This is a genomic window from Pseudomonas mandelii (genome assembly GCF_024138395.1).
GTDB classification, from domain to species: domain Bacteria; phylum Pseudomonadota; class Gammaproteobacteria; order Pseudomonadales; family Pseudomonadaceae; genus Aquipseudomonas; species Aquipseudomonas mandelii_E.
The window spans coordinates 45,533-71,065 of the sequence record NZ_JAMYDU010000005.1; the positions used below are offsets into that span (position 1 = coordinate 45,533).

Here is a 25,533-nt window from a genome sequence, read left to right on the forward strand (position 1 = left end):
CGTTCGTTCCTTAACTGCTCGATCGGCCAGCACTGCTCGAACCGCCCCAACCGCTGCGGGCGCTGGCTTTGCTACCGAAGCCGCCACGAGACGTGGACGAGGCAACGGATATCGGCTTGGCGCCCGAACGGATTGAGTCGGTGTAGCTGCTGCCGTACCTTGCCTGATTGGACTTGGTAAAGGTTGATCCCTGCGAAATTCGCTGGTTGAGCGTTGAGGAGCCGTAGTTGCCGCGATCATCGCGGTAGCGGTAGACCGGCTGGGAGAAGTAGCTGCTGCGATTGCTACTCAGCATGTTGCCGATCAGCAGGCCGGTCAGCAGGCTGGTGCCGGAGAACCCGGAGCCCCCGCTGTTCGCTTCCGAGGCCGGCAGTTGAGCCTTGGCCGCGTCCACTTGGGATTGCGTCACCTCGCCATCGGCAGTCAGTTCGAAACCACCCAGCTTGGGGATGAACTTGCCGGCGGAATCCTGTTGGCACCAGTCGGCGACAAAGTCGGCATCGCAATCGGCCTGGTTGTCGTACACCGGCGCGAGACGGCGATGTTCAGCCATGGCGGCCATGTAGGCGTCAGAGCAGACGTCTACCGGGAGCTTTTCGTCGGCGCACTGCTGAACAGACTGGAAGTTGTACTTCTTCTGCACCGGGTAGGTTTTTTCCGCCTGCCCGCAGCCTGATATCGCCATGGCGACCGACGCTGCCAGCGAGAGCTGAACGTACTTGCTTCGTTTCATCGGGATCTCCGTGGCGCAATCAGTTCTGGGAAGGGGTCATGCACGCGGCGTTCAACATGCCGACGCTGATCGCCACTGCCGCGACATAAATACCCGCAGCGATTTCACCTTTTTTAATCCGCTCAGAGGTGCCTTTAAGCACCAGGCTGGTCACCAGAAACGCCAGCAGTTGCACGAAAGCGGCGATCACTGCCCAGACGACGAAGTCCAGAATGCTGATCGAGTAGGCAATCACATTGCTGGCCGGAATGGCGAAACCGATGATGGCGCCACCCAGCGCGATCGCGGCCGCAACGTTGCCCGAACGGATCAGTTCGAATTCTCTGTGCGGCGTGATTCGGGTGTAGATGAACTGGAACAGCGCGAACAGCACGGCGGCACCGAGGATGTACAAGACAAACCCGAGCACGGCGGCTTTGTTCAGGGAGATGGAGAGCGCTTCAAGCATGGACTTCTTCCTTTTTAAAAAGTGTTCAGGTCAGTGGTGTACAGCGAAATGCCCAGCGAAGTGCTCAAGCTGATGGTGCCCTCGGCGTCTTCTTCGACGGAAAACAGCAGGAATTCCCGGCGATCGGTCAGGCCGGTTTCGCGTGCGTACAGCATCGAACGGTGCTCGATGCTGTAAGACTCATCCGGGTTTTTCAGGTGTTCGCTCAATGCCACCAGTTCTGTCTGGCCGCTTTCGGTGCCCCATTCGCGGGTGTACTCGACACCGTTGTGGTTGTAAGTCGGCAGCCCGATCAGGCTTTCAGGACCGGCCAGCCGACGCAGCTCCGATTCACTGTTGATGGTGATGTAACTGAGGTAGTTGAACAGGATCACTGACTCGACTTGTCCGGCGATGTCGCCGCTGGTGTGCACTTGCAGCCAGTGGTCTTCGTCGTTCATGTAATAGCGCGACAGCCAGGTCGACTGCCCGAGATCAACAGTGCCGGCACTCCAGATCTGTTGGGAGCCAGGGATGACCACTGTGGTGTTGCCGTCGAGCAACAACTTCAGGGTGGTGTCGAACATCACGCCTTTGCCCAATGCCAGTCCAAGCGGACCGATGGCGGGCAGGGTTTCGTTGGCTGTCCATTTCGACTCTGTATTCGCTTTCGGGGCCTCAAGCCCCATCAACTGTTTAAACCATCCCATTGGTGATTTCCTTGAGGCGAGTGGAGGCGATGTAGAAGAGTTCGCCGCCCTCGATGCGAGTGGTGCCGGGCGGGTTGATCCAAGGCTGTCGGGCGGCTTTGGCACGGTAGCCGATCAGGGTCGCGTTATGGTGTTCTTTCATCTGTGTGTACAGATCGCCGAACGTTGCCTCAAAGGTGTCGGGCAAACTCATCAGGTATTGAGTGGCGCCTTGGCCCACGCACAGCAATTCATTGATGACCACTGACGAGCCCGGATCCTGAGAGGCGCGCACCAACATCTCGATGGCCATGCTTGAGGTGCATTCCAGGCTGGGTGCGTAGGCGCTGGCAAGGGCGGCGATTTCACTTTCATTGAAGTGGGCGACCACATGCCCGACAGGGCTCAGTTGATTGATCGCCAGCACGGTGGCCAGGGTCAGATCGTCTGAATGGGTTCGCACCAATACGCGTTCGGCACCGGGAACGCCGGCGCGCAGCAAAAGCGCGGCAGAGGACAGGCTTTCGCCTTTGATAAAGTCCGCTTTACCCGGCATGGGGTTTTCTTCGAGGTCGCAATCGCAAATGACGATCAGGTTGTCATTGGACGTTTCGTCCTGCAGCAATAATTCAATCACCCGCTCGCTGGACGCGCCTTCCCAGCCGATGAGAACGGTATGGCCGACCTTGCCGGTGAAATCGCCTTTGCCCTTCATGCCTTTTCTCCATACATCGATGACACTGCTGGTGGTTTTGCCGATGGCTGCCGTCAGCAGCGCAATGCCCCCGAGCATGACCCAGGTAGCCACGAAAATTCGTCCCGCCGATGTCTGTGGCGCGAGATCGCCATAGCCGACGGTGAGCGTGGTGGTGAGATAGAAGTAGGTAAACGTGGCGGCGGCGATGAGGTGTTGTTCGCCCAGAAGCACTAGGCCGATCCAGGCCGTGCTCAAGTGTATGCCCAACGCAATGGCCAAGCCTGCCCAGCCGAACCGATGGAAGAAGGACGAGGCGTACGTGCGCAATAAAAGGAAAATCGACATTACATCCCTGACTCCGTGGGGGGCTCATTCCTGGCGACATAATCGCTCTGGCGTCTGAGTGCTCAAGTGCGGTTACCGGGCGGCATTAAACCTGCTGCGCGGCGTAGATAACAGTACCTTGGCTGCAATAAATCCGGCGATCGCACCAAAAATATGCCCTTCGAAGGACATGCCCTGGCGAGGAAGGAAGCCAAAGATCAAGCCGCCATAGAGCAGGACCACGACACTCGCCGTTATCAGGTTGCTCCAGCTCCTCTGGAACCAGGCGCGCGACAGGAGGTACGCCCACAGCCCGAATACCCATCCGCTGGCACCGATGTGCACGCCTGCAAACCCGAACAGCCAGACCAGCGTACCGCCCAACAGAATAATGATGGCGCTGACGGCCATGAACCGGCTGAGCCCTTCGACGATGACCAGGGTACCAAGGATCAAAAAGGCAATCAGGTTGGTGCTCAGGTGCGCAAAGGACCCGTGCAAGAACGGCGAGGTGATGATGCCGACCAGTCCCTGCAATGTTCTCGGAACCAGGCCGAAGGCAATAAGGCTGTAGCCGGTCACCACATTGAGCAGTTGCAGCGCGACCATGAAGAGAGCCACGCCTGCGATTGTCTTGAACCCCTTCAGGGCATCCATCCGTGACCTCGACTCGGCAAAAAGAAGGGCATTGAATTAATGCCCGTCTGTTAATCAACTTCAGTCGCGACGCATCTCTTTGTAGCAGCTGCCGAGCCTGCGAGGCTGCGTTCGGCTGCGAAGCAGTCGTAAAATCAGAAATTGCGGTGCCTCAGGCAAATTGCATCAGCCGGACTCACGACTGCTGCGCAGCCGAACGCAGCCTCGCAGGCTCGGCAGCTGCTACGGATCGCATTAAGGCTTAACTTACCGGTATCAGAGCAATCAATGTCTGAGATGTTGCCTACGTGGATTACTCAGCCGATTTTTTCTTCAGGCGTTCCAGAATCGCATTGGCACTGCCTTCGTTCGGCGTGATGCCGGCTTCGCGAAGCTTGCGCTCCAGGTCGGTGCCGGTCGACGCATCGGCCAGTTGGTCCTGAGCTTCCAGTTCAGCGGCGCGTTGCTGTTGCTTGGCTTGCAGGCGGTTCAGCGTACCGACAGCGGTTTCCAGCTTGCCGTTGGCGCCGCCACTTGCGATCGAAGCACTGACCTGGGCTTTCTGAACGCTTTCACGCGCCTTGGCCATGTCCACTTGCTGACGCAGGCTTTTGATGCGGCTTTCGGCCTTGGTGATGTCTTTGCGCATATTGTCCGCGTAACCGCCGAATTCGGTGGCCTGCTTTTGCTCGACATCCAGTTCATTGGTCAGGGTCGAGATGGCTTCGGCCACTTCCAGTGCCAGGTCTTCGCGATTGGCCTGGATCGCAGCCAGGGCCTTGGATTCCAGGTCCTTGATCTTGGCGTTGTACTCGCTGACGCGATCAGCCGACAGTTTGTGCTTGGCCATGATGGTGACCAGCTCACGCTTGGCGTTGGCCAGCGCGCTGTCAGCATCGCGAATTTCCTGGTCGAGGATGCGCAGGGCCTGTTGGTCGACGATCGATTCGCCGACTTCGTTGGCGCCGCCACGCAGCGCGGTGAACAATTTGCTCCAGATGGACTGAGTCATTGGATATTTCCTGTTCCCGAATAATTAGATGAAGAAACGTTCAAAGGCTTCGCTGGCACGCTGGACGTTGTCGACGAGGGTTTTGACCTCGGTCACGACGTTGGTCAGACTGGAGTCGGAGCTCAACGCGCCGAACATGTTGTAAACGACCTGCCCGTTGGGCATGGACTCGATACCGATCGAGGACAGCGGGAACATTTCCCGGCTGCGCAGAACGGCATCGTTGAATGCCGGTACGTCGTTGATGGACTCGACGTCGACCAAAACGGTATCCACGATGACCTGATCGCCAACCACCGCGATGAAAATCGGCAAGCCACCGAAATCGTTCATTTCCAGCTTGATGCTGGACTCGGAGCCTTGAACGAGGGAGAGGGTGATGTCGTTCGAAATCACTTCGTCGAGGGCCTGAAGGGCGCTGTAGAGGCGATCGATGTTCCAGTTATTACCTGCGCTCATGTAATTCTCCGACATGAATGAGCCAGCCAGAATCGGTTGGCGTAGCTGTTTCTCCATCTGCTTGAGCAGGCTTCGGTTTTCGGGAAGCACCCAAGTCTCGTGTTTCACATACCCGGCGGCACCCAGGCCCGCACGCATCTGCTTCATGTAGAAGCTGGATGGTTTTTTCGCGGACGGTTTCGAGCGCTCTCCCTTTTGGCTCGCTGAATCGGTAGCAGATCCGCTAGGCGGATCTGATGGAGAGCTGCTGTTCATGATGCTGACCCCGTTGTGAAAAATCTCACGCGTGAGAAACACTACAGGCAATTTTCGCGACCCTCAATACTCACGCGTGAGATTTTTTCGAGCAATCCTGTGGGAGCGGGCTTGCCCGCGATAGCGATGTAACAGTCAACAAAGATGTTGGATGTTATGGCCTCATCGCGGGCAAGCCCGCTCCCACAGGTTCCTCATACTAATCAGCCAGAAAGTCGTCGGTGGATACAACGCTGGCATAGGCAAAGCCCAAGGCCGACATGAAGGCGGCGTGAACGTGGGCAGCCGGGACGGTGACGCCGTTGAATTCCAGGTCACGGGTGGCGCAGGCGTCGTGAATCACCGTGACGGTATAGCCCAGGTCGGCCGCGGCGCGGGTGATGCCGTCGATGCACATGTGGCTCATGCTCCCGACGATTACCAAGTGTTCGATGCCTTGCTGGTCGAGGATGGCTTCCAGTTCGGTCTCGCGGAACGCGTTGACGAAATGCTTGAGCACCACCGGTTCGTCGGCGCGGTTGAGGACTTTGGTGTGCAGCTTCGCGCCGTCGGAACCTGGGGTGAAGAACGGTGCGTCGTCGGAGGTGAACTCGTGGCGGATGTGCACCACAGAATCACCGGCCTCGCGAAACGCCTGAATCATCCGTGCGGCGTTGTCCGCTGCGGCATCGGCGCCCACCAGCGGCCATTTGCCTTGGGGGAAGTAGTCGTTCTGGATATCGACTACGATGAGTGCTTGCTTGGCCATGACTGTTTCCTCGAAGTGTGTTTGGGTGTGGAATCAAGTATTGGTGCTGGCCGTTCGTTCGAGGATTGGCTGCTCCGACAATAGCAGGGGGAAAACTGACAATGGGTGTAGAAAGGGCAGTCGCCGAACTGGGGGTGCTGATCTATCCCGGTGCGCAGATGGCGGCAGTGCATGGGCTGACTGACCTGTTCGACGTGGCCAACGGGATCGCCGCCGAGCATCAGGCGGCGCAGCTACCGTTGCTGCGGGTCAGTCATTGGCAGGCCAAGGGCGATCAAGTGCCCGAGCGGGTCTATGACACTGATCCCGGTCCGGCCGGCGCGTTGGTTGCCGTATTGATTCCGCCCTCGATCGGAGGTTTTTCCGAGGGGCAGGCGCCCCAAGGGCTGATTCGCTGGCTTCGTCAGCAACATGCCAACGGTGCGACCCTCGGCGGGGTCTGCGTGGGTTCTATTCTGTTGGCCGAAAGCGGTCTGCTCGACGGCCGTAGCGCGACTACCCACTGGACCTCGGCCAAGGCTTTCGCCGAGCGTTATCCGGCAATCAAGCTCAAGGCGGACACGCCCATTGTCGACGATGGCGACCTGATCACCACCGCCGGGTTGATGGCCTGGTCAGAACTGGGGTTGCGGTTGGTGAACCGCTTGCTCGGGCCGAGCATCGCCACCGGCACGGCACAGTTTCTGGTGGTGGAGCACAGCAATAGCGCGAGCGAGTGCGGCAGTAATTTTTCACCGATTCTCAGCCATGGCGATGCGTCGATTCTCAAGGTCCAGCATTGGCTGCAAAGCACCGGGGCAACCGATGTCTCGTTGGCGGCGATGGCCAAGCGGGCGGGGCTGGAAGAGCGCACGTTCCTGCGGCGTTTTCGTGCGGCAACCGGGTTGAAACCTACGGAGTACTGCCAGCACCTGCGAGTCGGCAAGGCGCGGGAAATGCTCGAATTCACCAACGGCACCATTGATCACATTGCCTGGACCGTGGGTTACCAGGACCCGAGTGCGTTTCGGGCAACGTTCAAGAAGATTACCGGGCTGGCGCCGAGTGATTACCGGGGGCGGTTTGGGGTGTCTGCGACCGCAGCAACGGCTCGGTAGTGAGCATCACCGCAGAACCCATTGTGGGAGCGAGCCTGCTCGCGATAGCGGTCTATCAGTCGAAATTGATACAAGCTGACCCACCGCATTCGCGAGCAAGCCCGCTCTCACATTAGATCTGTGCCAGACTTTGTCGTGCAAAATGCCGGGAGCATTGAAAGGTGTCGTGCAGAATAAAACAGGCCTTGTGCTACTACCTATTTCGCAATGGGCTGATTTGAAAACCGTTTTTCTCCAGCCGCCATTGGCCTGATCTCTGCACCTCCTTCAGCTACATTTATCAAACGCAGATTGAAGGGGAACGCATGACCCCAACAAACCGCAACAAACTGGTACTCGCCCACTCGGTGCGACCCAGTGCCTCGCTGCACGAAGTCGAAACCAATCGCGCGTTGGCCCGTTGGCTGGCGCAGGTTGTCGGGCTCGAATACGGCGGCAGTTACGACCCGCAGCTGCATAAAGGCCGGGATATTTATCTGTTGCCGACCCAAACGCTGGTAGGCGTTGCTGCCGCCCGGGAGTTGGGCGTCAAAGGGCCGGAGGATTTGTGGGGCGGTTACGTCGACCACGATTTCATCTGCACCAAAGCCATCAGCCATGGGTTGTTGAACCGCTATGCGTTCGCGCCCGAAGGCTGGTCGTCGTTGTTTTCCGAACGGGTTCGCAGCGTTGTACTCGATGGCCTCAGCGTGTTCTCCCTGGAAGATGCTCGCCCGGCAGCGGAGCATCTGCTCTACAGCGGTCCGATCCGCATGAAGCCTATTCATGCCTGTGCCGGACGCGGTCAGGAAGTGATCAAAAGCCTCGACCAGTTCGACGCCATTCTCGCGCGTCCCGATGCCAAAACATTGTTCACCGAAGGCGTGGTGCTGGAACAAGACTTGACCGAGGTGGTCACCCATAGCGTCGGTCAGAGTTTCATCGGCGACAAAGTGCTGAGTTATTGCGGTGATCAATACTTGACCGAAGACGGTCAGGGCGAGCAGGTTTATGGAGGGTCCAATCTGTTGGTGGTGCAGGGTTATTACGAAGACCTGCTGGCGCTGAAACTACCGGACGAAACGAGGCTGGCGATCCAGCAAGCACAGGTATTCGACAGCGCAGCCGATGAAGCCTACCCCGGTTTCTACGCCTCGCGGCGCAACTACGACATCGCCCAAGGGCTGGATTGCGATGGCAAACAACGCAGCGGCGTGCTCGAACAATCCTGGCGTTTGGGCGGTGCCAGCAGTGCTGAAGTCGCGGCGCTGCAGAGCTTCGTCAACAACCCCGGCTTGCGCGTGATTCGCGTGTCGTCGGTCGAAACCTATACCGACGGACCGCTGCCGGCCAACGCCATCGAGGTCTACCGCGGGCCGGCGGAACACAGTGACTTTCTACTCAAGTACGTAACGGTCAAATCCTATGACGGCTAGAAGCGAAACCATTCAAATCGACATCGACGATGAACAGATGAGCGGAACCTTTCTCAGCCCCAAATCGAAAGTCCCGGGTGTGCTTTTCGTGCATGGCTGGGGTGGTAGTCAGGAGCGCGACCTGGAGCGCGCCAAAGGCATCGCCGCGTTGGGTTGCGTGTGCCTGACATTCGACTTGCGCGGGCATACCGGCGGGACCGGTATTCCGTTGTCCCGGGTAACCCGCGAAGACAACCTGCGTGACCTCCTGGCGGCCTATGATCGACTGCTCGCCCATCCGGCGCTCGACACGTCGGCGATCGCCGTGGTCGGCACCAGTTATGGAGGTTATCTGGCGGCGATCCTGACGTCGTTACGCCCGGTGCGCTGGCTGGCGCTGCGGGTGCCGGCGTTGTATCGCGACGACTTTTGGCACACCCCCAAGCGTGAGTTGGACAAGCTCGATTTGCGCGATTACCGCAGCACGCGGGTCAGCGCCGACAGCAATCGCGCGCTGCATGCCTGTTCGCAATTTACCGGGGACGTGTTGCTGGTGGAGTCCGAGACCGACGCCTATGTACCCCACGCGACCATCATGAGTTACCGCGCGGCGTGTCAGCAGACCCACTCGCTGACTCACCGGATTATCGACGGTGCCGATCACGCCTTGAGCGAGCCCGTCTCGCAACAGGCGTACACCACGATTCTGGTGAGCTGGATCACGGAAATGGTGGTGGGCGAGCGGTTGAGCATTATTCAGTCGCGTTGAGATTTGCAGTGGTCTTGCGATTATTCGCGGGCAAGCCTCGCTCCTACAGGTTTTGTGTGATTCCTGTAGGAGCGAGGCTTGCCCGCGAAGGCGTCATCCCGAACGCCACACCTCACCCCGGTTTTTTCGAAATTCGCAACGACTTCGCCCTGGCTTCCACCACCAGGTACATCACCACGGTAATCAGCAGCGGCAGCAGGAAATAAATCGCCCGATAAGCCAGCAACCCCGCCACCAGGCTTCCTCGTGAGGCCTCGTGTTGCAGCAATGCCACGAACACCGCCTCCAGCACCCCGAGTCCGGCCGGAATGTGGGTGATAACCCCGGCAAAGGCGCTGATCAGCAATACGCCAAGCACCAGCGGATAGTCCAGCTTGCTCGGTAGCAGGGTGAAGATCACCGCCGCCATCAGCGACCAGTTCAGCGCGCCGAGGGCCAGCTGCAGGACCGCCATGTGCAACGACGGCAGGTTGATTTCCACGCCGCGAATCGACCACTCCCGCCGTCTGGAAAACCGACAAGCCACCAGATACGCCGCGCTCAACAGCAGCAATAACACGCCCACGCCTTGCAGGGCGTCGCTGCTCAGTTTCCAGCCCGGCGGCATTCGCACCAGTCCGCTGCTGAACACGGTGCCGGCAATCACCATGTAGCCGAACCAGTTGGTCGCCAGGCTCAGCCCGAGGATTTTCGCGATGTTGCTTTTGCTCACGCCGAGCCGCGAATACAACCGATAACGCATCGCAACCCCGCCGACCCAGGCGCTCAGGTTAAGGTTGAAGGCATAGCTGATGATGCCCACCGGCAGGATCTGCCGCCAGGTCAGGTCCTGTCGGATATAGGTGCGACCGATCAGGTCGAAACAGGCGTACACCAGAAAACTCAGCAACGTCAGTCCGAACGCTATGATCAGTGTGCGCACTTTGAGGTTGGCCAGCGTATCGAGCACTTCGCCCCATTCGATGCGTTGGGCAAGCATCGTGAACAGCACGATCAACGCCAGAAAAAACAGCATCGTCAGCGGCTTTTTCCAGCGGTGCCAGTGGGATTTTCGCGGCGTATCGGAGTGAGGCGCTGGCTGCGCATCAGAATGCCTCATGCCTTATCGCTCCCGGTCGGATGGATGAAGGGTTTGAGGCGCGGTTTATGCGCCGGCAGCCAACCGGCCCACGCCGGGAAATGCCGCAGGAAGTGAAACACCAGAAACCCGATGGTCATGTGCCAGATCCGCCCGCGAGGCGCCTTGTCCGCCGACATGACCTTGCAGTGGTTGCTGCTCAATTCGTCGAGGCGCTCGAACAGGTCGCGGTTGAAGGCGCGGTCACGGATCAACACATTGGCTTCCAGATTCAGCGACAGGCTCAGCGGGTCGAGGTTACTTGAGCCGACGGTGCTCCAGTCCTCGTCGACCAGGGCGACTTTGCCATGCAGGGGGCGGTCGCAATATTCGTAGATCGCTACCCCGGCCCGCAGCAGATAATCGTAGGTCATGCGTGCGGCGAGCCGGGCCACGCGCAGATCCGGCTGGCCCTGAAGAATCAGGCGCACCTCGACCCCTCGACGCGCCGCGTTGCGGATCTCCCGCAGCAGCCGATAGCCTGGAAAGAAGTAGGCGTTGGCGATGATCACGCGATGTCGGGCGCCGCGCAGTACCCGCAAGTACACCTCTTCGATATCGCCCTGGTGTTCACCATTGTCGCGATACACCAGCCGTACCTGACCATCATGATCGCTGACGGCCAGTTCCGCGAGCCGCTGTCTGCGGCGTTGCCACCAGTACTTGGCCCGGGCCGGGCGACCGCTTTGCAGCAAGGCGAAATGATGAATATCGGCCACCACCGGGCCTTGCACTTCAACCGAGTAATCCTGTTTGGCTTCAGGGCCGAAGTCGGCCAAATGGTCGGCGGAAAAGTTGATTCCGCCGAGGAACGCAATTTTGCCGTCGACCACCACAATCTTGCGGTGCAGGCGGCGGAACCAGTTGGTGCGGATGCCGAAGTGACGCGGGGCGGGGTCGAATATTTGCAGGCGAACACCCGCATTGCTCAGGGCTGCGAGGAACTCCGTACTCAATTCGCCACAGCCAAAACCGTCGAGGTTGACGGTGATGCGCACGCCACGTTGAGCCGCATCGATCAGGATTTTTTGCAGCTCATTGCCGACCTTGTCCTCGAACACAATGAAGGTCTCCAGCAGGATTTCACTCTGGGCCTGGCGCAGCGCTTCAAACACCCGTGGAAAGTATTCTTCGCCGTTCTCCAGCAATTGGACCCGGTTGTTACCGTGCCAGCCATATACGACGTCAGTCACCGCCGGTTCACGGGTGGCGGTGACGTGTTCGATCGCGGTTTTTTCCATCAAAGGGCCGGTCATAGCTCGATCTCCACCGATAGCGGTGCATGGTCGGAAAGGTGTGACCAGGGCCGTGCCGCCAGTACTCGCGGATGGCTGGCCTTGAGGTTACGCACGTAAATGCGGTCCAGGCGCAACGCCGGCAAACGCGCCGGGAAACTACGCGCCGGTTTGCCAAGCAGTTCAGCGAATACCTCACGCAAACCGCAGGGCTTGAGCAGCGCATCGGCGCGCAGGCGCCAGTCGTTGAAGTCGCCGGCGACCACCACCGGAGCATCCTCCGGCAACTCTTCCATACGTTGGGTCAGCAGCTTGAGTTGTGCCGTGCGATGACTTTCGCGAAGCCCAAGATGGACGCAAATGGCATGCACTTCCCGGCCATCGCCGGGCATCCGTAGCACGCAATGCAGGATTCCACGGTTCTCATGCCCGTGGATGGAAACGTCGAGGTTGTCGTGGCGAATGATCTGGAATTTCGACAACAACGCATTGCCGTGATCGCCCGCCGGGTAGACCGCGTTGCGGCCATAGGCAAATTGCGGCCACAAAGTATCGGCAAGAAATTCGTACTGGGGCATCGCCGGCCAATTGAGGTAGCGCTGTGGGTGATATTCGTGAGTGCCATGCACTTCCTGCAAAAACACCACGTCGGCGGACACACTGCGTACCGCTTCGCGCAACTCGGGCAGGATGAAGCGCCGGTTCAGCGCGGTGAAACCCTTGTGGGTGTTGACCGTCAGCACGGTAAAACGGCTCACGGCGCTGATGATGGGTTGCTGTTCATCCGTGGTGCCGACCGGTTCGGGAACGCTCATGGCAGCACTCCTTCGGCAACTGGCTCACCGGGGGCGGTGGCAAGGTCCTTGTCGAGATGGAAACGCTCAAGCAGGCGGCGGGCATCGAAGGGCGCCCGGACTTTGATGTCGTTATCGAAATAACAGAATACTTCCCGGGATCTACGTGTCTTGGGTTTTTGCCGAGGCGCGATCAATTGCGGATCTGCCGGTTGCTGTCCGTGATACCAGGCCTCGATCCGGTCACCCCAGCGTTTCAGCGCTTGTGGGGTGTAACCGCTGGCGTAGAGTTCTTCAGCACCGTGCAGGCGCAGATAGACGAAGTCGCTGGTGAGGTCCTCGCGATACGGCCATTTGCCGGCGGTGTCAGCGATCACCAGCGCAGTGTTGTAGCGTTTGAGCAGGCGGACGAAGGCGGGATCGACAAAGCTTTCGTGGCGAATTTCCACGGCATGACGCAGCGGTTTCTTGCCGTAGGCCTTCATGCTGGCATGACCGTTCAAGCGCGGCTCATGCTGGCGGGCGAGGGCGGCGGCCTGTTCCGTGTCGTGGGGTAATTGTTCGAGAAAGCTTTCGAACAATTCCGGGTCGAATTTGAAGTTGGGTGGAAACTGCCAGAGGATCGGGCCGAGTTTTTCCTTGAGTTCCAGTACTCCGGAGGCAAAGAAGTTCGCCAGCGGCTTATGAATGTCCCGCAAGCGCTTGATGTGGGTGATAAAACGCGGCGCCTTGACGCTGAACACGAAGCCCGCCGGGGTTTCCTCATACCACTGGGCATAACGTTCAGGCCGTTGCAGGGCGTAAAACGATCCATTGATTTCGATGCTGTTCACGGCCCGTGAAGCGAATTGCAGTTCGCGCTTCTGGGTCAGCCCCTTCGGGTAGAACTCCCCCCGCCAAGGCGTGTAGCGCCAGCCTGAAATACCAATATGAATCGCCGCCATGTCGCCTCCCGTCTATGTAGCCCTCGGACAGCCTCTGTCTTTTGATGACTGCCGGGCGTGCGAGAAAGTTTCGACGGGGGTACGGACGGTAAGGCGAAAAGCTTCGCGGGCAAGCCTGTAGTGGTTCAGTTTTTTTAAACCATTTCGTAGGAGCATTAGGCCGCTTGCTGCTCAAATAGCGCAGGCGGCAAGTGGTTCGAAGCAGAGTGGCAACGGCGATGGTTGTAATGTGAGATGAAATCCATCACATCCTTCTCCGCTTCGAAATGATTTTGGTATCCGTTCTCCGGCATCCAGTCGTGCTTCAATGTTCTGAAACAGCGCTCTACCACCGCGTTATCCCAGCAGTTTCCTCGACGACTCATACTCTGAACAATCCGGCTTTCTGCCAAGCAGGCAACAAATCGATCAGCTGTGTACTGACAGCCCTGGTCTGAATGAAATAGCAGCTCAGGCATTGGTCGGCGAAATGCCACCGCCAGCTTCAGGGCCTTTGCAGCGAGTTCTGCGTCGGCAGTTCGTGAGCACGCCCACCCCACAATCCTGCGTGAAAACAGATCCATCACTACCGCTAGATAAAGCCAGCTATTACCGACTCTGATGTAAGTAATATCGCCTGCCCAGAGAGTGTCAGGCTGGGTCGGATTAAAGCGACGATCAAGTATGTTTGGAGCAACGACTGCCGGTTTTGTCGCACGACGATAGTGGGCATAACGCGGTCTGCGACGGTGCAGGCCGAAGCTTTTGATCAGTGTGCGCATTCGATAGCGACCGATGTGGATCCCTTCTGTTCTCAACGCTTTGGAGAGCCCGCGAGTACCTAAGGCTTCCCGATGTTCTTTATGCAGTGCACGAAGTTTACGCCTTAGCCAACGCAGGCCAGGCTTTAGTCGCTTGGTTTTACGCTTCGTGTAATAGCTGCTTCGGGCAACGCCAAGCACGGAGCACATGCGCCGAATTGACATCGAGCCTCTAACGCCATCAATCATTTGGTTCGACCGAACAGAACCTTTAGATGAGAGGGCAATTGCTTTTTTAGTACTTGGTTCTCGGCCTCTAGCAACGCCAGTTTTGCCTGAAGCGATTCGATAAGTTCTTGATCTTGCAGTCGTGGCGGCTGAGCAATTCCTTCCTGCTCCCGACGCCATCGTACAACCCAGCGACGCAGGGCTGTGGGGCCCACACCAGTGGCTTCACAGGCTTTGGGGACGGAGTAATGCATCTTCACCACCAAGCGAATGGCTTCTGCTTTTTCTTCAGGCGTAACAACCCGATATCCCATGACGCTTCCTTAAATCGACGCTCCTACATCATGGTCTAAAAAAGTTCGACCACAACAGCCTCGCTCCTACAGGTATTCACACGCCCATGTAGGAGCTGCCGAAGGCTGCGATCTTTTGATTTATTAATGACTTATGACGATACGGGCAGAACCCTCAGCCGATTCGGCATACACAGGACCCAATCGATCAAGACGCCCACTCCAGGCGGTCAGTGCCAGTGCGACCAAGACCACCAGGCCGCCGATCCACGCGGTATGAATCAGGCCCATGTGCGCCACGATCAAACCACCGCCCCATGCCCCTCCGGCAATGCCGAGGTTGAATGCCGCAATGTTCAGGCCCGAAGCCACGTCCACCGCATTCGGGGTGTGATGTTCGGCCTGACGCACCACATACACCTGCAGGCCTGGCACGTTGCCGAAAGCGACGGCGCCCCAGACCAGCACGGTGGCCAGGGCCAGCCATGGATTGCCAGCCGTGAAAGTCAGCACGAACAACACGACGGCGAGCAGGGCAAAGATGATTTTCAGGGCGCTGATCGGGCCGTGTTTGTCCGCCAGTTTGCCGCCCCAGATGTTGCCGACAACCACCGAGATGCCATACACCAGCAAGACCAGGCTGACGGTGCTCGCGCTGAAGCCGGAAATGTCCTGAAGGATCGGCGCCAGAAAGGTGAAGGCAATGAACGAACCGCCGTAACCGACCGCCGTCATGGCATACACCAACAACAGGCGCGGCTGCTTGAGCACCTGCAATTGCTGCATCAGCGAAGCCGGTTTGCTGTGGGCGATGTTTTTCGGAACGTAGAGCAGGCTGCCGATGAAGGCGATCACACCCAATGCAGACACCGCGAGGAAGGTTTCACGCCAGCCGAAATGCTGACCGATAAACGTCCCCAACGGTACGCCAGTGACCAGCGCCACGGTCAGGCCGGTGAACATGATGGCAATCGCGCTGGCGGCTTTTTCCTTCGGCACCAGGCTAGTGGCGATGATCGACCCAATTGAGAAAAACACCCCGTGGGCCAGGCCCGTGACGATCCGCGCAATGATCAGCGACTCGTAACTCGGCGCTTTCCAGGCCAACAAGTTGCCGAGCGTGAATAGCACCATCACCGACAACAACAGCAGTTTGCGCGGGACTTTGCCGGTAAGGGCGGTCAGCACCGGGGCACCGATGGCCACGCCGAGTGCATAAAGGCTGACCAGCAGACCGGCGGACGGCAGGCTGACACCAAGGTCGGCGCCGATGGTAGGTAACAAGCCAACGAGGACGAACTCCGTCGTCCCGATGGCGAAAGCGCTGAGGGTCAGCGCGAGCAAGGCAATGGGCATGGCTGCAACTCCGGTGGGGATTGATTGATGGAGCGCAGTGTCGGGGTTTGGGTCGTGCGGAAAAATACAGGGATGGGCATTTGATATTTGCGCGCAGGTCAAATATCGAGCGAATGAATGGACCCTGTGGCGAGGGGGCTGGGTAATATCGATGAGTCGACACAAACCCTGTAGGAGCGAGGCTTGCCCGCGAAGAACGATGACGCGGTACTGCTGATACACCGCAGCGCTTCCTTCGCGGGCAAGCCTCGCTCCTACAGAGAACTATGGCGAGTCAGCTTATTGCGGAGTTCGGCACTGGCTTGCTGATCCAGCTCCAGCCAGAACTGCTGCTTGCCGGCGATCTCGGCGGCGGCCGGTATGCCGTCGCGATACACCAGTCGGTTGCTCGCCAGCGCCGGCACTTTCGCGCCTGGCAACAAGGTGCCGGCAAGGTTCAGCGGATCCACCCCACACACCGCGATCAGACTTCCATCATGAGGTCGCCGCCTGACTTCACGCAGCAAGGGAATCGCCTCGGGCAACGCAAATTGCTCCCCCGCCAGACCACTGACAAACCGCCCGCCACGAATCTCGCCCCGAGCTTCGAGCCGATGAAATGTGCGCAGCAATTCCCGCCAACTCGGCAACCAGTCCGCCTCACGCTCCAGCATGCGCCAGAACACCACGCCATAACGGCGCAACAAGGTCATGGCGATGTGTTCCAGGGTTTCGCTGGGTGTAGGCGCCGGTCGTTGCTTATCCACAACCGGCGCGGCAGCACCGCGGCGCAGCAAGGCCCAGCGTCCGGCATCGTCCATCCCGCCGGAAAACGCTCCGCGCCCACGACGACTGCTGCGATTCTGGCGTTTGCTGGCCGGGGTAATCAGCGCTCGCAGGCCGGCGAAGCTGTCGGCGTTTACCAGCCCGGCACCGACCAGTTCCTGCAAGGCGATTTCCAGTTCCGAGCGCAGCAGATGAGCTTCGTGAATCAGCTCATCGAAAAACAGTGCGCCATGCTGACTGAGCGCTTCATGGACCTTTTGCGTTTTGGGCGACAGTTCGCTGACCGGCGTCTGCTCGGTCAAGCCGCTCCACAAGCCGACCTGACTGCGCGGCAGCAATAGAATCGGCGTGCTGCGCAATGCCGTGCTAGCGCTCTTGTTGCGAGTGGTCAGGCGGGTCCAGACCAGTTTGCCGCTGCGGCACAACTCATCCAGCCAGCTCGCCGAATAGTCTTTGAGTCGCGCCGGCAGAATGTCGCTGTCCCACGCCGAAGCGGCGGCGGGGTAGCCTTCGAACTGGCTGATGATCGCCGGCAACACTGCGCGGCCCTGGCCTTGGCTCGCGGTGGAAAGATGCTGCCAGTCGAACAGAAAACGCATGAAATCCTGCAACGCCACTGGCTCGATTTCCCGTCGCAGCCGTTTGACTGTGTACCGATGAATCCGCGCCAGCAAATGCCGTTCACACCATTCTTCATCAGGGGCGCCTGGGGTGAATTGCCCGCGCAGTACATAGCCTTCGCGCTCCAGCTGTGCCAAAGCCTGAGTGACTTGCATCGCCGGCAATCCAAGCGGTTCGGCAATCGCCTTCAGCGGCAACGGACCAAACGCGCTGAGCCGCGCTCGGATCACTTCCAGCACCGCTTCGTCCGGCTCCCAGGTTTCATCGAAACCGGGCAACGCCTCCAACGGTGGAGCCCATGTGGCCTGTGGATAAATCGCCCGCAGGCAGGTCAGGCGTTCCAGCGCCAACCATAGCGATTGTTCGGTATTGATTTGCAAACGACTGGCTCGGCCAGTATCGGCGAGGGTGTTCAGCCACTCGAGCCAATTCGGATTGGCGTGGGCCTCGGCATCGGCGATGCACGCCAGGCTCATCAGCGCTTCATGCATTTCATCAATGCCGGTGGGCGCTGGCCAGGCTTCATCACGCACCGCGGTAATCGCCTCGGCGTCCAGCGCGCCGAGATCATCGGTGGACTGCGGATCGCTCCAGCGGCGATTGAGCACTGCCTGAGTGCGGCGCTCTTCCAGCGGCGCATCGTCGAGAAAGGTGTAGGGGCGGGCGCTGAGAATCTCCGCCGCCAGTGGCGAAGGCGCTGGCAGATCACGGCTGATCAGGCGGATATCGCCCTGTTCCATACGCCGCAACAACGCCAGCCAGCCTTCGCAGTCCATGGCTTCGTGCAGGCAATCATCGAGGGTTTGTTCCACCAGCGGATGGTCGGGAATCTCACGCTCGCCGGCGAGGTTTTCCACGCAGGCGATCTGATCCGGAAACACGCTGGCGATCAGGTCTTCGCTTTTCATCCGCTGGATCTGCGGCGGTACTTTTCGTCCGCCGCTGTAGCGCGGCAGCGCCAGGGCGACCCCGGCGTTCCAGCGCCAGCGCACACCGAACAGCGGCGCCTCGAGCACCGCTTGAATCAAGGTATGTTCGGCACTGTTGCTGTGCAGATAACGCCAGACCTCTTCCAGCTCGAAGCTGTGACCGGTGGACAGCGACAGCACAATAGCGTTCTCGCTGGCGGCGGCCTGCAATTCGAAGTTGAAGGTGCGGCAGAACCGCTTGCGCAGGGCCAGGCCCCAGGCACGGTTGATACGGCTGCCGAACGGCGAATGGATGATCAGTTGTGTACCGCCGGATTCGTCAAAAAACCGCTCCATCAGCAGCGTCTCTTGCGATGGCAAGGCGCCGAGGGTCTGGCGTGCCCGGGCCAGGTAATCGACCAATTGCTCGGCGCTGGCGAGGTTCAAGCCGAGGGTGTCGGTCAGCCAGTCGACGGCCGGTTGCAAGTTGCCGGGCGTGGCGCCAAGTAGCTCGTCGAGCTGCGCTTGCAGGCGGGCCACGGCGAACGACAGTTCATCACTGCGCCCCGGTGCTTCACCGAGCCAGAACGGAATGGTCGGCGGTTGCCCCTGTGCGTCCTCGACCCGGACCTTGCCGGTTTCGACCCGCAGGATTCGATACGAGGTATTGCCCAACTGAAAGATATCCCCGGCGATACTTTCCACCGCGAAGTCTTCGTTGACGCTGCCGATGTTCAGCCCTTGAGGCTCCAGCAACACGCTGTAGTCGGCGTTGTCGGGAATCGTCCCGCCGCTGGTCACGGCGGTCAGCTTGGCGCCTCGACGGCCGCGCAGGGTGCGGCTTACGGCGTCTCGGTGCAGATACGCGCCACGAACACCCAGGCGACCGCTGTAACCCTCGGCGAGCATTTTCAGCAGTGCCTGATAGTGCTTTTCGTCGAGCGCGGCGTAAGGCGAGGCGTTGCGCAGCATTTCCAGCAGCGCCTGTTCCTGCCATTCCTGGCAGCTGACTTCGGCGATGATCTGCTGGGCCAGCACGTCCAGCGGTGCTTCGGGGATCACTAACGTGTCGAGCTCGCCACGGCGGACGCAATCGAGCAGGGCAGCGCATTCGATCAGGTCGTCGCGGGTGGTGGCGAACAACCGGCCCTTGGGTGTGCCGCCGACCTGGTGCCCGGAGCGGCCGACTCGTTGCAAAAATCCGGCAATCGAGCGTGGCGAAGCGATCTGGCACACCAGGTCGACGTCGCCGATATCGATCCCCAACTCCAGCGAGGCGGTGGCGATCAGTACTTGCAGCTCGCCGCGCTTGAGCCGTTGTTCGGCGTCCAGGCGAAACTCTTTGGCCAGGCTGCCATGGTGGGCCGCTACCGCATCTTTGCCGAGGCGTTCGCTCAAGTGTCGACTCAGGCGTTCGGCCAGACGCCGGGTGTTGACGAAAATCAGCGTGGTCCGGTGTTCACGGGCGAGGGTGGCGAGTCGGTCATAGACCAATTCCCAGATGTCGTTGGCCATCACCGCTGACAACGGCACGGGCGGCACCTCTATATCGAGATCCCGTGGGCGGGCGTGGCCGATGTCGATGATGTCGCACTCGCGATCACGGCCGACCAAAAAGCGCGAGACCGCTTCGATGGGTTTTTGCGTGGCGGACAGGCCGATTCGCACCAGCGGTTGCGAGCAGAGCGCTTGCAGACGTTCCAGGCTCAGGGCCAGATGACTGCCACGTTTGCTGGCGGCAATGGCGTGGATTTCATCGACGATCACCGTGTGGGTGGTGCCGAGCATTTGCCGGCCGGAGTCGGAGCCGAGCAGCACGTAAAGGGATTCCGGGGTAGTTACCAGAATGTGCGGCGCGGTTTTGCGCATGGCCGAGCGGTCTTTTTGCGGCGTATCGCCGGTGCGCACGGCGGTGCTGATCGGCACGTTGGGCAGGCCCATCACCCGCAACTGCTCTGTAATGCCGGCCAGCGGGTTTTGCAGGTTGATCTGGATGTCGTTGGACAGGGCCTTGAGCGGCGAAACGTAGACCACCAGGGTTTCGTCCGGCAGACCGTCCGGGCTCTCCAAGCCTCGATGGACCAGATCATCGAGCACGGCCAGAAACGCGGTAAGGGTCTTGCCGGAGCCGGTGGGCGCGGCGATCAGGGTTGAACGGCGCTGGCGGATCAACGGCCACGCCCGGGCCTGAGCGGCGGTGGCCGTCGCGAAGGTATTGCTGAACCAGGCGCTGACGGCGGGGTGGAAGCCTGCCAGGGCAGCGTCCGTGGGGATGGGCAGATTCATGTCCTGATTTATGCGGGCGAGTCGGGGAAGATGCAAGTACCGCTCACGACCTTTGCCAGCCTTTAGGGCCCCATCGCGGGCAAGCCCGCTCCCACAGTGTTCTCTATTGTTCACAAATATTGCATTCACAGAAGATCCCTGTGGGAGCGGGCTTGCCCGCGATGGGGCCGGTTGCAGCACCGCAAATCCGGGAGATCTACACTTTACGGATGACGGTTGCGCACTAAACCCGCAAAATGCAACGATTCCGGCAACTATCGAGGACATCGCCTGCGGGCAATGTCGATTAAGCCATCGTTCCAATCAGACTGGGCCTGCTGACTCTATGCGAATGCGCCTTATGTTACTGGGCGGCGGAAATGCCCTTGGGCAGGCGCTGATTCGCCTCGGTGCGGAGGAAGACATCGGTTTCCTCGCCCCCCGCCCACCGCAAGACGGCTGGGACGCCGCGAGCCTGACGCAACTGCTCGACGATACCCGTCCGGATGCGTTGATCAATCTCGCCTACTACTTCGACTGGTTCCAGGCGGAAACCGTCAGCGAACAGCGTCTGGCCGAACAGGAACGAGCCATCGAGCGATTGGCCGAGCTGTGCCAGCATCACAACATTGTGCTGCTGCAACCGTCGAGTTATCGCGTGTTCGATGGCTCCCGGGCGACCGCCTACAGCGAAAAAGACGAACCGGTACCGCTGGGCCTGCGCGGCCAGGCCTTGTGGCGAATCGAGCAAAGCGTGCGCGCCATCTGTCCGCAGCATGTATTGCTGCGTTTCGGCTGGCTGCTCGATGACAGCCCCGACGGCACCCTCGGGCGATTCCTGGCCCGGGCCGAGAAAGCTGAAGAACTGTTTATGGCCGATGACCGTCGCGGTAATCCGACGCCGGTGGACGATGCCGCCCGGGTGATTATTTCGGTGCTCAAGCAACTCGATTGCTCCGCGCCGCTGTGGGGCACTTACCACTACGCCGGGCATGAGGCGACCACGCCGCTGGCACTGGGACAGGCTATCCTTACCGAAGCACGCGCTTTACACCCGCTGGCCATCGAGGCGCCGACCGCCCAGGCTCACGCCGCTCGGCCCGACGCAGCCGAAGAACCGCAACACGCGGTGCTGGCCTGCAAGAAAATTCTGCACACTTTCGGGATCAAGCCCCGCGCCTGGCGCGCGGCACTCCCGGGCTTACTGGATAGGTTTTATCGCCATGGCTGACGGCCCTGTTTTAATCACCGGCGGTGCCGGTTTCATCGGTTCGCACCTGACCGACGCCTTGCTCGCCAAAGGGCACTCGGTACGGATTCTCGATGACCTCTCCACCGGCAAACGCAGCAATCTGCCGCTGGACAATCCCCTCGTCGAACTGATTGTCGGCGATGTCGCCGATGCCGCGCTGGTGGCACAGGCCATGGTCGGTTGCAGCGCGGTGGCGCATCTGGCTGCGGTCGCTTCGGTGCAGGCTTCGGTGGATGACCCGGTGAAGACCCATCAGAGCAATTTCATCGGCTCGTTGAATGTTTGCGAAGCCATGCGTCAGGCTGGCGTAAAACGGGTGCTGTTTGCATCCAGCGCCGCGGTCTATGGCAATAATGGCGAAGGTGAGTCGATCGACGAAGACACGGCCAAGGCACCGTTGACGCCGTATGCGGCAGACAAGTTGGCGAGCGAGCATTACTTCGATTTCTATCGTCGCCAGCATGATCTGGAACCGGTGATTTTCCGCTTCTTCAACATCTTCGGCCCGCGCCAGGATCCGTCCTCGCCGTATTCCGGGGTGATCAGCATTTTCAGCGAGCGCGCGCAGAAAGGCTTGCCGATCACCGTGTTCGGCGATGGTGAGCAGACTCGGGATTTTGTTTACGTCGAGGACCTGGTGGACGTGCTGGTGCAAGCCATCGAGAAGCCGCAAGTCGAAGTCGGCGCGGTGAATGTCGGCTGGAATCAGGCGACGACCCTCAAGCAAATGCTTACAGCCCTCGAAGCGGTTGTCGGCAAGCTGCCGCCCGTGAGCTACGGCCCCTCGCGCTCCGGTGACATCCGCCATTCACGCGCGAATAACCGGCGTTTGCTCGAGCGGTTTACCTACCCCGAGCAGACACCAATGAGTGTTGGTCTGGCGCGATTGCTGGGGCACTGAGGTTAGATCGTTCCCATGCTCCGCGTGGGAATGCAGCCAGGGACGCTCCGCGTCCCAAGAGCGGACGCGGAGCGTCCGGTGAGGCATTCCTTTGCTGCCCGTGGGAACGATCAATGAAAAAGGCGCCTGTCGAGGCGCCTTTTTTTGCAGCGGGTTTAGAATTTGTAACCCAGACCCACCATGTAAATGAACGGGTCCACATCAACGTCGACCTTCGCCCGGGTGCCCGGCGCGACGGCGTTGTTTTCCACGGTTGCACGGGTGTCGATGTCGATATAGCGCACCTGGGCGTTGATCATCACGTTGTCGGTCAGCATGTAGTCGGCACCGACCTGCCAGGCCAGACCCCAGGAGTTTTTCGCCTTGAAGTTGCTGAAGCCGTTGGCGGCGGCTTCGCTGCTAACGTGCTCGTCGTAGATCCAGGTGTAGTTGATACCGCCGCCAATGTACGGCTGGAACGCGGACTTGGCGTCCAGCGGGTAGTAGACCAGGCTCAGGGTCGGCGGCAGGTGTTTGAGGGTGCCGAGTTTGCCGTTGGCGGCGCCGAGGGCGGTGCCTTTGAGCTTCACGTCATGCTCGAACGGCGAGGCCGCGAGCAGTTCGATCCCCAGGTTGTTGGTGATCATGTAGGCGAAGTTCAGACCCAGTTGCGTGTCGCTGCTCATGGTGGCTTTGCCACCCAGATCGGCGCCTTTCAGCGGACCTTGATCGACCTTGACGCTGGAACTGTCGGCATCCGGGTTGACGGTGATCGCACCGGCCCGAACGATGATGTCACCGGCGGTGTGAGCATGGGCGAGCGGGGCTGCGAGCGCGAGGGTGAACAGCGAAGCGCAGAGCAAGGACTTGTGCATGGGGGCTCCAAAGGACGTTAAAAATGTTCGATGTCCAATGGTAGGGATCCAACTGATACGGTCTTTTGATTCAGCTCAATGAAACAGTAATGGCCCCGATTTTTGCGGAACCTTTGATGGCCTCTTCGCGGGCAAGCCTCGCTCCTACGGGATTGGTGTTCTCCTTGTAGGAGCGAGGCTTGCCCGCGAAGGCGTCCTCACAATCAAAACAAAACCACCGGATTCACTCCGGCAATTCATACACATAAATCTTGTCCGCCTCCATCTGATACCCGGCATCCGCCAACTCGCTGGTGGACGCTTTGACCTGCAACGCACCTTCGATCCAGTACGGCTGATACAGCTCATCAAGCTTCACGCCGACTTCGCTTTTGACATGCACGATCTGGTTCGACGGTGGCGGCGGTACGTGGATGCAGGCGCCGAAATACGGCACCAGCAGAAACTCCGTGGTGCGGCCTTCTTCGCTGACTTCCAGCGGCACGATGTACCCCGGTAAACGAATATTCTTGCCATCGAGGCTCTTCACCACCGGCGCGTTTGGCATGTCCTGCCTGGCCGCTGGGGCCGACTCCGCGGACAACGCATCGCTCATCTTCGACAGATCATGCAGCGGCGTCATGTTCGGCACTTCTGGCGCCGCATCCGGCGGGATCATTTCCGACCAGGTCAGGTCTTTCGGCTCGGCCGCCCACAGCGGAAGGGCAACCAGCATCAACAGCGCAAGCACAGCGCGGGGCATCATTAATGTCCTCATAGTCGGATCGACAGGCCATCGGCCAGGGATTGGCGATACGCGCGCCAGGCCGGCACGCTGCCCATCAGCAGCGCGGCGATCAGGATGCCACCGAGCAGCGTCCATTCATATTCACTCGGCCAGGCCAGCGGCAAGTACAAGCCGTAATTCGCCTGCACGTAACCCTGCGCCACAGCGATGCACACATACAACAACGCCACACCGGCAATCACTCCGGACAACGCCAGGGCAAAGGCTTCCAGCACCAACAAGGTCGCGATGTGCCACGGCCGAGCGCCCACCGAACGCAGAATCGCCATCTCGCGGCGTCGCTCATTGAGGCTGGTGAGAATCGCCGTGAGCATGCCGATCAACCCGGTCAGCACCACGAACAGCGAGACCACGAACAAGGCTTTTTCCGCCGTGCTCATCAAACTCCACAACTCCTGCAACGCCACACCCGGCAGGATCGCCAGCATCGGTTCGCCACGGAATTCGTTGATCTCCCGTTGCAGCGCAAACGTCGAAATCTTGCTGTTGAGGCCGAGCATGAACGCGGTGATCGCTTGCGGCGTCAGGTCCATGTTGCGCGCTTGGTCAGCACTGATCCGGCCATTGCCGCGCGCCGGCACGCCGTTGTGCCAGTCGACGTGAATGGCTTCCATCCCGCCGAGGCTGATGTGCAGCGTGCGGTCCACCGGGGTGCCGGTGCGTTTGAGTATGCCGACCACGGTGAACGGTTTGTCGTCGTGTTTGACCAGGCTGATCACCGCCACGCCATGGGCCAGCACCAGTTTATCGCCGAGCTTGTAATGCAGCGCATCGGCCACTTCGGCGCCGAGCACCACTTCGAACGGATCGCTGGCGAAGGCGCGACCGTCGGCCAGTTCGAGGTGTTGTCGATGGCCGTACTGGTAATGCTCGAAGTACGCCTCGGTGGTGCCCATCACCCGATATCCGCGATGGGAGTCGCCGAGGGACATCGGGATCGCCCACTTCACTTTCGGGTTGTTGGCGAAATGTTCAAAGCTGTCCCAGCGGATGTTGTTGGTGGCGTTGCCGATGCGGAACACCGAGTACAACAACAGGTTCACCGAGCCGGAACGCGCGCCGACGATCAAGTCGGTGCCACTAATGGTGCTGGCGAAACTGGCCTTGGCCTCGGTGCGCACCCGCTCCACCGCCAGCAGCAGGCACACCGACAGGGCAATGGCGAACGCGGTGAGGATCGCGGTGAAGCGACGGTTAGCCAGGCTGGCCATGGCTAGACGAAACAAATACATC

Annotated in this window: 24 protein-coding genes; 5 read left to right on the forward strand and 19 right to left on the reverse strand. The window is 59.8% G+C overall.

Annotated elements, in window-relative coordinates:
- Nucleotides 1-10 precede the first annotated feature (10 nt).
- From NHU87_RS10700 to NHU87_RS10735, 8 genes are all read right to left on the reverse strand, one after another.
- Nucleotides 11-733 (reverse strand): DUF1190 domain-containing protein, encoded by a 723-nt coding sequence (locus NHU87_RS10700; protein WP_253548105.1) that lies wholly within the window; start codon nucleotides 731-733, stop codon nucleotides 11-13.
- A 19-nt stretch (nucleotides 734-752) separates the two neighbouring features.
- Nucleotides 753-1,181 (reverse strand): DUF350 domain-containing protein, encoded by a 429-nt coding sequence (locus tag NHU87_RS10705; RefSeq protein ID WP_253548107.1) that lies wholly within the window; start codon nucleotides 1,179-1,181, stop codon nucleotides 753-755.
- Nucleotides 1,182-1,195: 14 nt separating this feature from the next.
- A complete protein-coding gene (locus tag NHU87_RS10710; protein ID WP_253548109.1) occupies nucleotides 1,196-1,870 on the reverse strand; it encodes a DUF2491 family protein in 675 nt (224 codons plus the stop codon).
- Nucleotides 1,857-2,891, reverse strand: a complete 1,035-nt coding sequence (locus NHU87_RS10715) for an ion channel (protein WP_253548111.1) — start codon at nucleotides 2,889-2,891, stop codon at nucleotides 1,857-1,859. Before NHU87_RS10715 ends, NHU87_RS10710 begins: the two co-directional genes overlap by 14 nt.
- A 72-nt stretch (nucleotides 2,892-2,963) precedes the next feature.
- Complete coding sequence (locus tag NHU87_RS10720) at nucleotides 2,964-3,527, reverse strand: rhomboid family intramembrane serine protease (RefSeq protein WP_253548113.1); 564 nt, start codon at nucleotides 3,525-3,527, stop codon at nucleotides 2,964-2,966.
- Between the two features lie 292 nt (nucleotides 3,528-3,819).
- Nucleotides 3,820-4,518: a PspA/IM30 family protein gene (locus tag NHU87_RS10725; RefSeq protein WP_052967054.1), complete on the reverse strand. Its 699-nt coding sequence runs from the start codon at nucleotides 4,516-4,518 to the stop codon at nucleotides 3,820-3,822.
- Nucleotides 4,519-4,542: 24 nt separating this feature from the next.
- A complete protein-coding gene (locus tag NHU87_RS10730; protein WP_253548115.1) occupies nucleotides 4,543-5,124 on the reverse strand; it encodes a YjfI family protein in 582 nt (193 codons plus the stop codon).
- A gap of 307 nt (nucleotides 5,125-5,431) precedes the next feature.
- Nucleotides 5,432-5,980 carry a cysteine hydrolase family protein gene (locus NHU87_RS10735; RefSeq protein ID WP_253548117.1) on the reverse strand — a complete coding sequence of 183 codons (549 nt, stop codon included), beginning with the start codon at nucleotides 5,978-5,980 and terminating at the stop codon, nucleotides 5,432-5,434.
- Between the two features lie 101 nt (nucleotides 5,981-6,081).
- Between NHU87_RS10735 and NHU87_RS10740 the strand changes: the two genes are divergently transcribed.
- The 3 genes from NHU87_RS10740 (at nucleotide 6,082) to NHU87_RS10750 (ending at nucleotide 9,240) form a co-directional block, all read left to right on the forward strand.
- Nucleotides 6,082-7,077: a GlxA family transcriptional regulator gene (locus NHU87_RS10740; protein ID WP_253548119.1), complete on the forward strand. Its 996-nt coding sequence runs from the start codon at nucleotides 6,082-6,084 to the stop codon at nucleotides 7,075-7,077.
- Nucleotides 7,078-7,382: 305 nt separating this feature from the next.
- Complete coding sequence (locus NHU87_RS10745) at nucleotides 7,383-8,492, forward strand: DUF3182 family protein (RefSeq protein WP_253548121.1); 1,110 nt, start codon at nucleotides 7,383-7,385, stop codon at nucleotides 8,490-8,492.
- Nucleotides 8,482-9,240: an alpha/beta hydrolase family protein gene (locus tag NHU87_RS10750; RefSeq protein WP_253548123.1), complete on the forward strand. Its 759-nt coding sequence runs from the start codon at nucleotides 8,482-8,484 to the stop codon at nucleotides 9,238-9,240. Before NHU87_RS10745 ends, NHU87_RS10750 begins: the two co-directional genes overlap by 11 nt.
- 112 nt (nucleotides 9,241-9,352) lie before the next feature.
- On the opposite strand, the gene NHU87_RS10755 is transcribed toward NHU87_RS10750, so the two are convergent.
- The 8 genes from NHU87_RS10755 to NHU87_RS10790 all read right to left on the reverse strand — a co-directional run bounded on the left by NHU87_RS10755 (nucleotide 9,353) and on the right by NHU87_RS10790 (nucleotide 20,527).
- Nucleotides 9,353-10,339, reverse strand: coding sequence for a lysylphosphatidylglycerol synthase domain-containing protein (locus tag NHU87_RS10755; protein WP_253548125.1), 987 nt, complete (start codon nucleotides 10,337-10,339; stop codon nucleotides 9,353-9,355).
- The gene (clsB, locus tag NHU87_RS10760) at nucleotides 10,336-11,613 is read right to left on the reverse strand and encodes a cardiolipin synthase ClsB (protein ID WP_253548127.1); all 1,278 of its coding nucleotides are present in this window, start codon (nucleotides 11,611-11,613) and stop codon (nucleotides 10,336-10,338) included. The genes NHU87_RS10755 and clsB overlap by 4 nt, the downstream gene beginning before the upstream one ends.
- Complete coding sequence (locus tag NHU87_RS10765; RefSeq protein ID WP_253548129.1) at nucleotides 11,610-12,407, reverse strand: endonuclease/exonuclease/phosphatase family protein; 798 nt, start codon at nucleotides 12,405-12,407, stop codon at nucleotides 11,610-11,612. Before NHU87_RS10765 ends, clsB begins: the two co-directional genes overlap by 4 nt.
- Nucleotides 12,404-13,330 (reverse strand): DUF72 domain-containing protein, encoded by a 927-nt coding sequence (locus NHU87_RS10770; RefSeq protein WP_253548131.1) that lies wholly within the window; start codon nucleotides 13,328-13,330, stop codon nucleotides 12,404-12,406. The genes NHU87_RS10765 and NHU87_RS10770 overlap by 4 nt, the downstream gene beginning before the upstream one ends.
- A gap of 155 nt (nucleotides 13,331-13,485) precedes the next feature.
- A complete protein-coding gene (locus NHU87_RS10775; RefSeq protein WP_367399029.1) occupies nucleotides 13,486-14,319 on the reverse strand; it encodes an IS3 family transposase in 834 nt (277 codons plus the stop codon).
- Nucleotides 14,316-14,612: a transposase gene (locus NHU87_RS10780; protein ID WP_253548133.1), complete on the reverse strand. Its 297-nt coding sequence runs from the start codon at nucleotides 14,610-14,612 to the stop codon at nucleotides 14,316-14,318. The genes NHU87_RS10775 and NHU87_RS10780 overlap by 4 nt, the downstream gene beginning before the upstream one ends.
- A gap of 123 nt (nucleotides 14,613-14,735) precedes the next feature.
- The gene (locus NHU87_RS10785; protein WP_253548135.1) at nucleotides 14,736-15,947 is read right to left on the reverse strand and encodes an MFS transporter; all 1,212 of its coding nucleotides are present in this window, start codon (nucleotides 15,945-15,947) and stop codon (nucleotides 14,736-14,738) included.
- Between the two features lie 254 nt (nucleotides 15,948-16,201).
- Nucleotides 16,202-20,527, reverse strand: coding sequence for a DNA glycosylase AlkZ-like family protein (locus NHU87_RS10790; protein WP_253548137.1), 4,326 nt, complete (start codon nucleotides 20,525-20,527; stop codon nucleotides 16,202-16,204).
- Between the two features lie 325 nt (nucleotides 20,528-20,852).
- On the opposite strand from NHU87_RS10790, the gene NHU87_RS10795 reads away from it, so the two are divergent.
- Together NHU87_RS10795 and NHU87_RS10800 are read left to right on the forward strand one after the other, a co-directional pair.
- Complete coding sequence (locus tag NHU87_RS10795) at nucleotides 20,853-21,737, forward strand: sugar nucleotide-binding protein (RefSeq protein WP_253548139.1); 885 nt, start codon at nucleotides 20,853-20,855, stop codon at nucleotides 21,735-21,737.
- On the forward strand, nucleotides 21,730-22,659 hold the full coding sequence (locus NHU87_RS10800) for an NAD-dependent epimerase/dehydratase family protein (protein ID WP_253548141.1): 930 nt from the start codon (nucleotides 21,730-21,732) through the stop codon (nucleotides 22,657-22,659). The genes NHU87_RS10795 and NHU87_RS10800 overlap by 8 nt, the downstream gene beginning before the upstream one ends.
- A gap of 155 nt (nucleotides 22,660-22,814) precedes the next feature.
- Here NHU87_RS10800 and NHU87_RS10805 read toward each other — a convergent pair whose 3' ends face one another.
- The 3 genes from NHU87_RS10805 to NHU87_RS10815 all read right to left on the reverse strand — a co-directional run bounded on the left by NHU87_RS10805 (nucleotide 22,815) and on the right by NHU87_RS10815 (nucleotide 25,532).
- Nucleotides 22,815-23,513 (reverse strand): OmpW/AlkL family protein, encoded by a 699-nt coding sequence (locus NHU87_RS10805; protein WP_253548143.1) that lies wholly within the window; start codon nucleotides 23,511-23,513, stop codon nucleotides 22,815-22,817.
- Between the two features lie 223 nt (nucleotides 23,514-23,736).
- A complete protein-coding gene (locus NHU87_RS10810; protein WP_253548145.1) occupies nucleotides 23,737-24,255 on the reverse strand; it encodes a DUF3299 domain-containing protein in 519 nt (172 codons plus the stop codon).
- A gap of 11 nt (nucleotides 24,256-24,266) precedes the next feature.
- Nucleotides 24,267-25,532 carry an ABC transporter permease gene (locus NHU87_RS10815; protein ID WP_123498490.1) on the reverse strand — a complete coding sequence of 422 codons (1,266 nt, stop codon included), beginning with the start codon at nucleotides 25,530-25,532 and terminating at the stop codon, nucleotides 24,267-24,269.
- Between the last annotated feature and the right edge of the window lies 1 nt (nucleotide 25,533).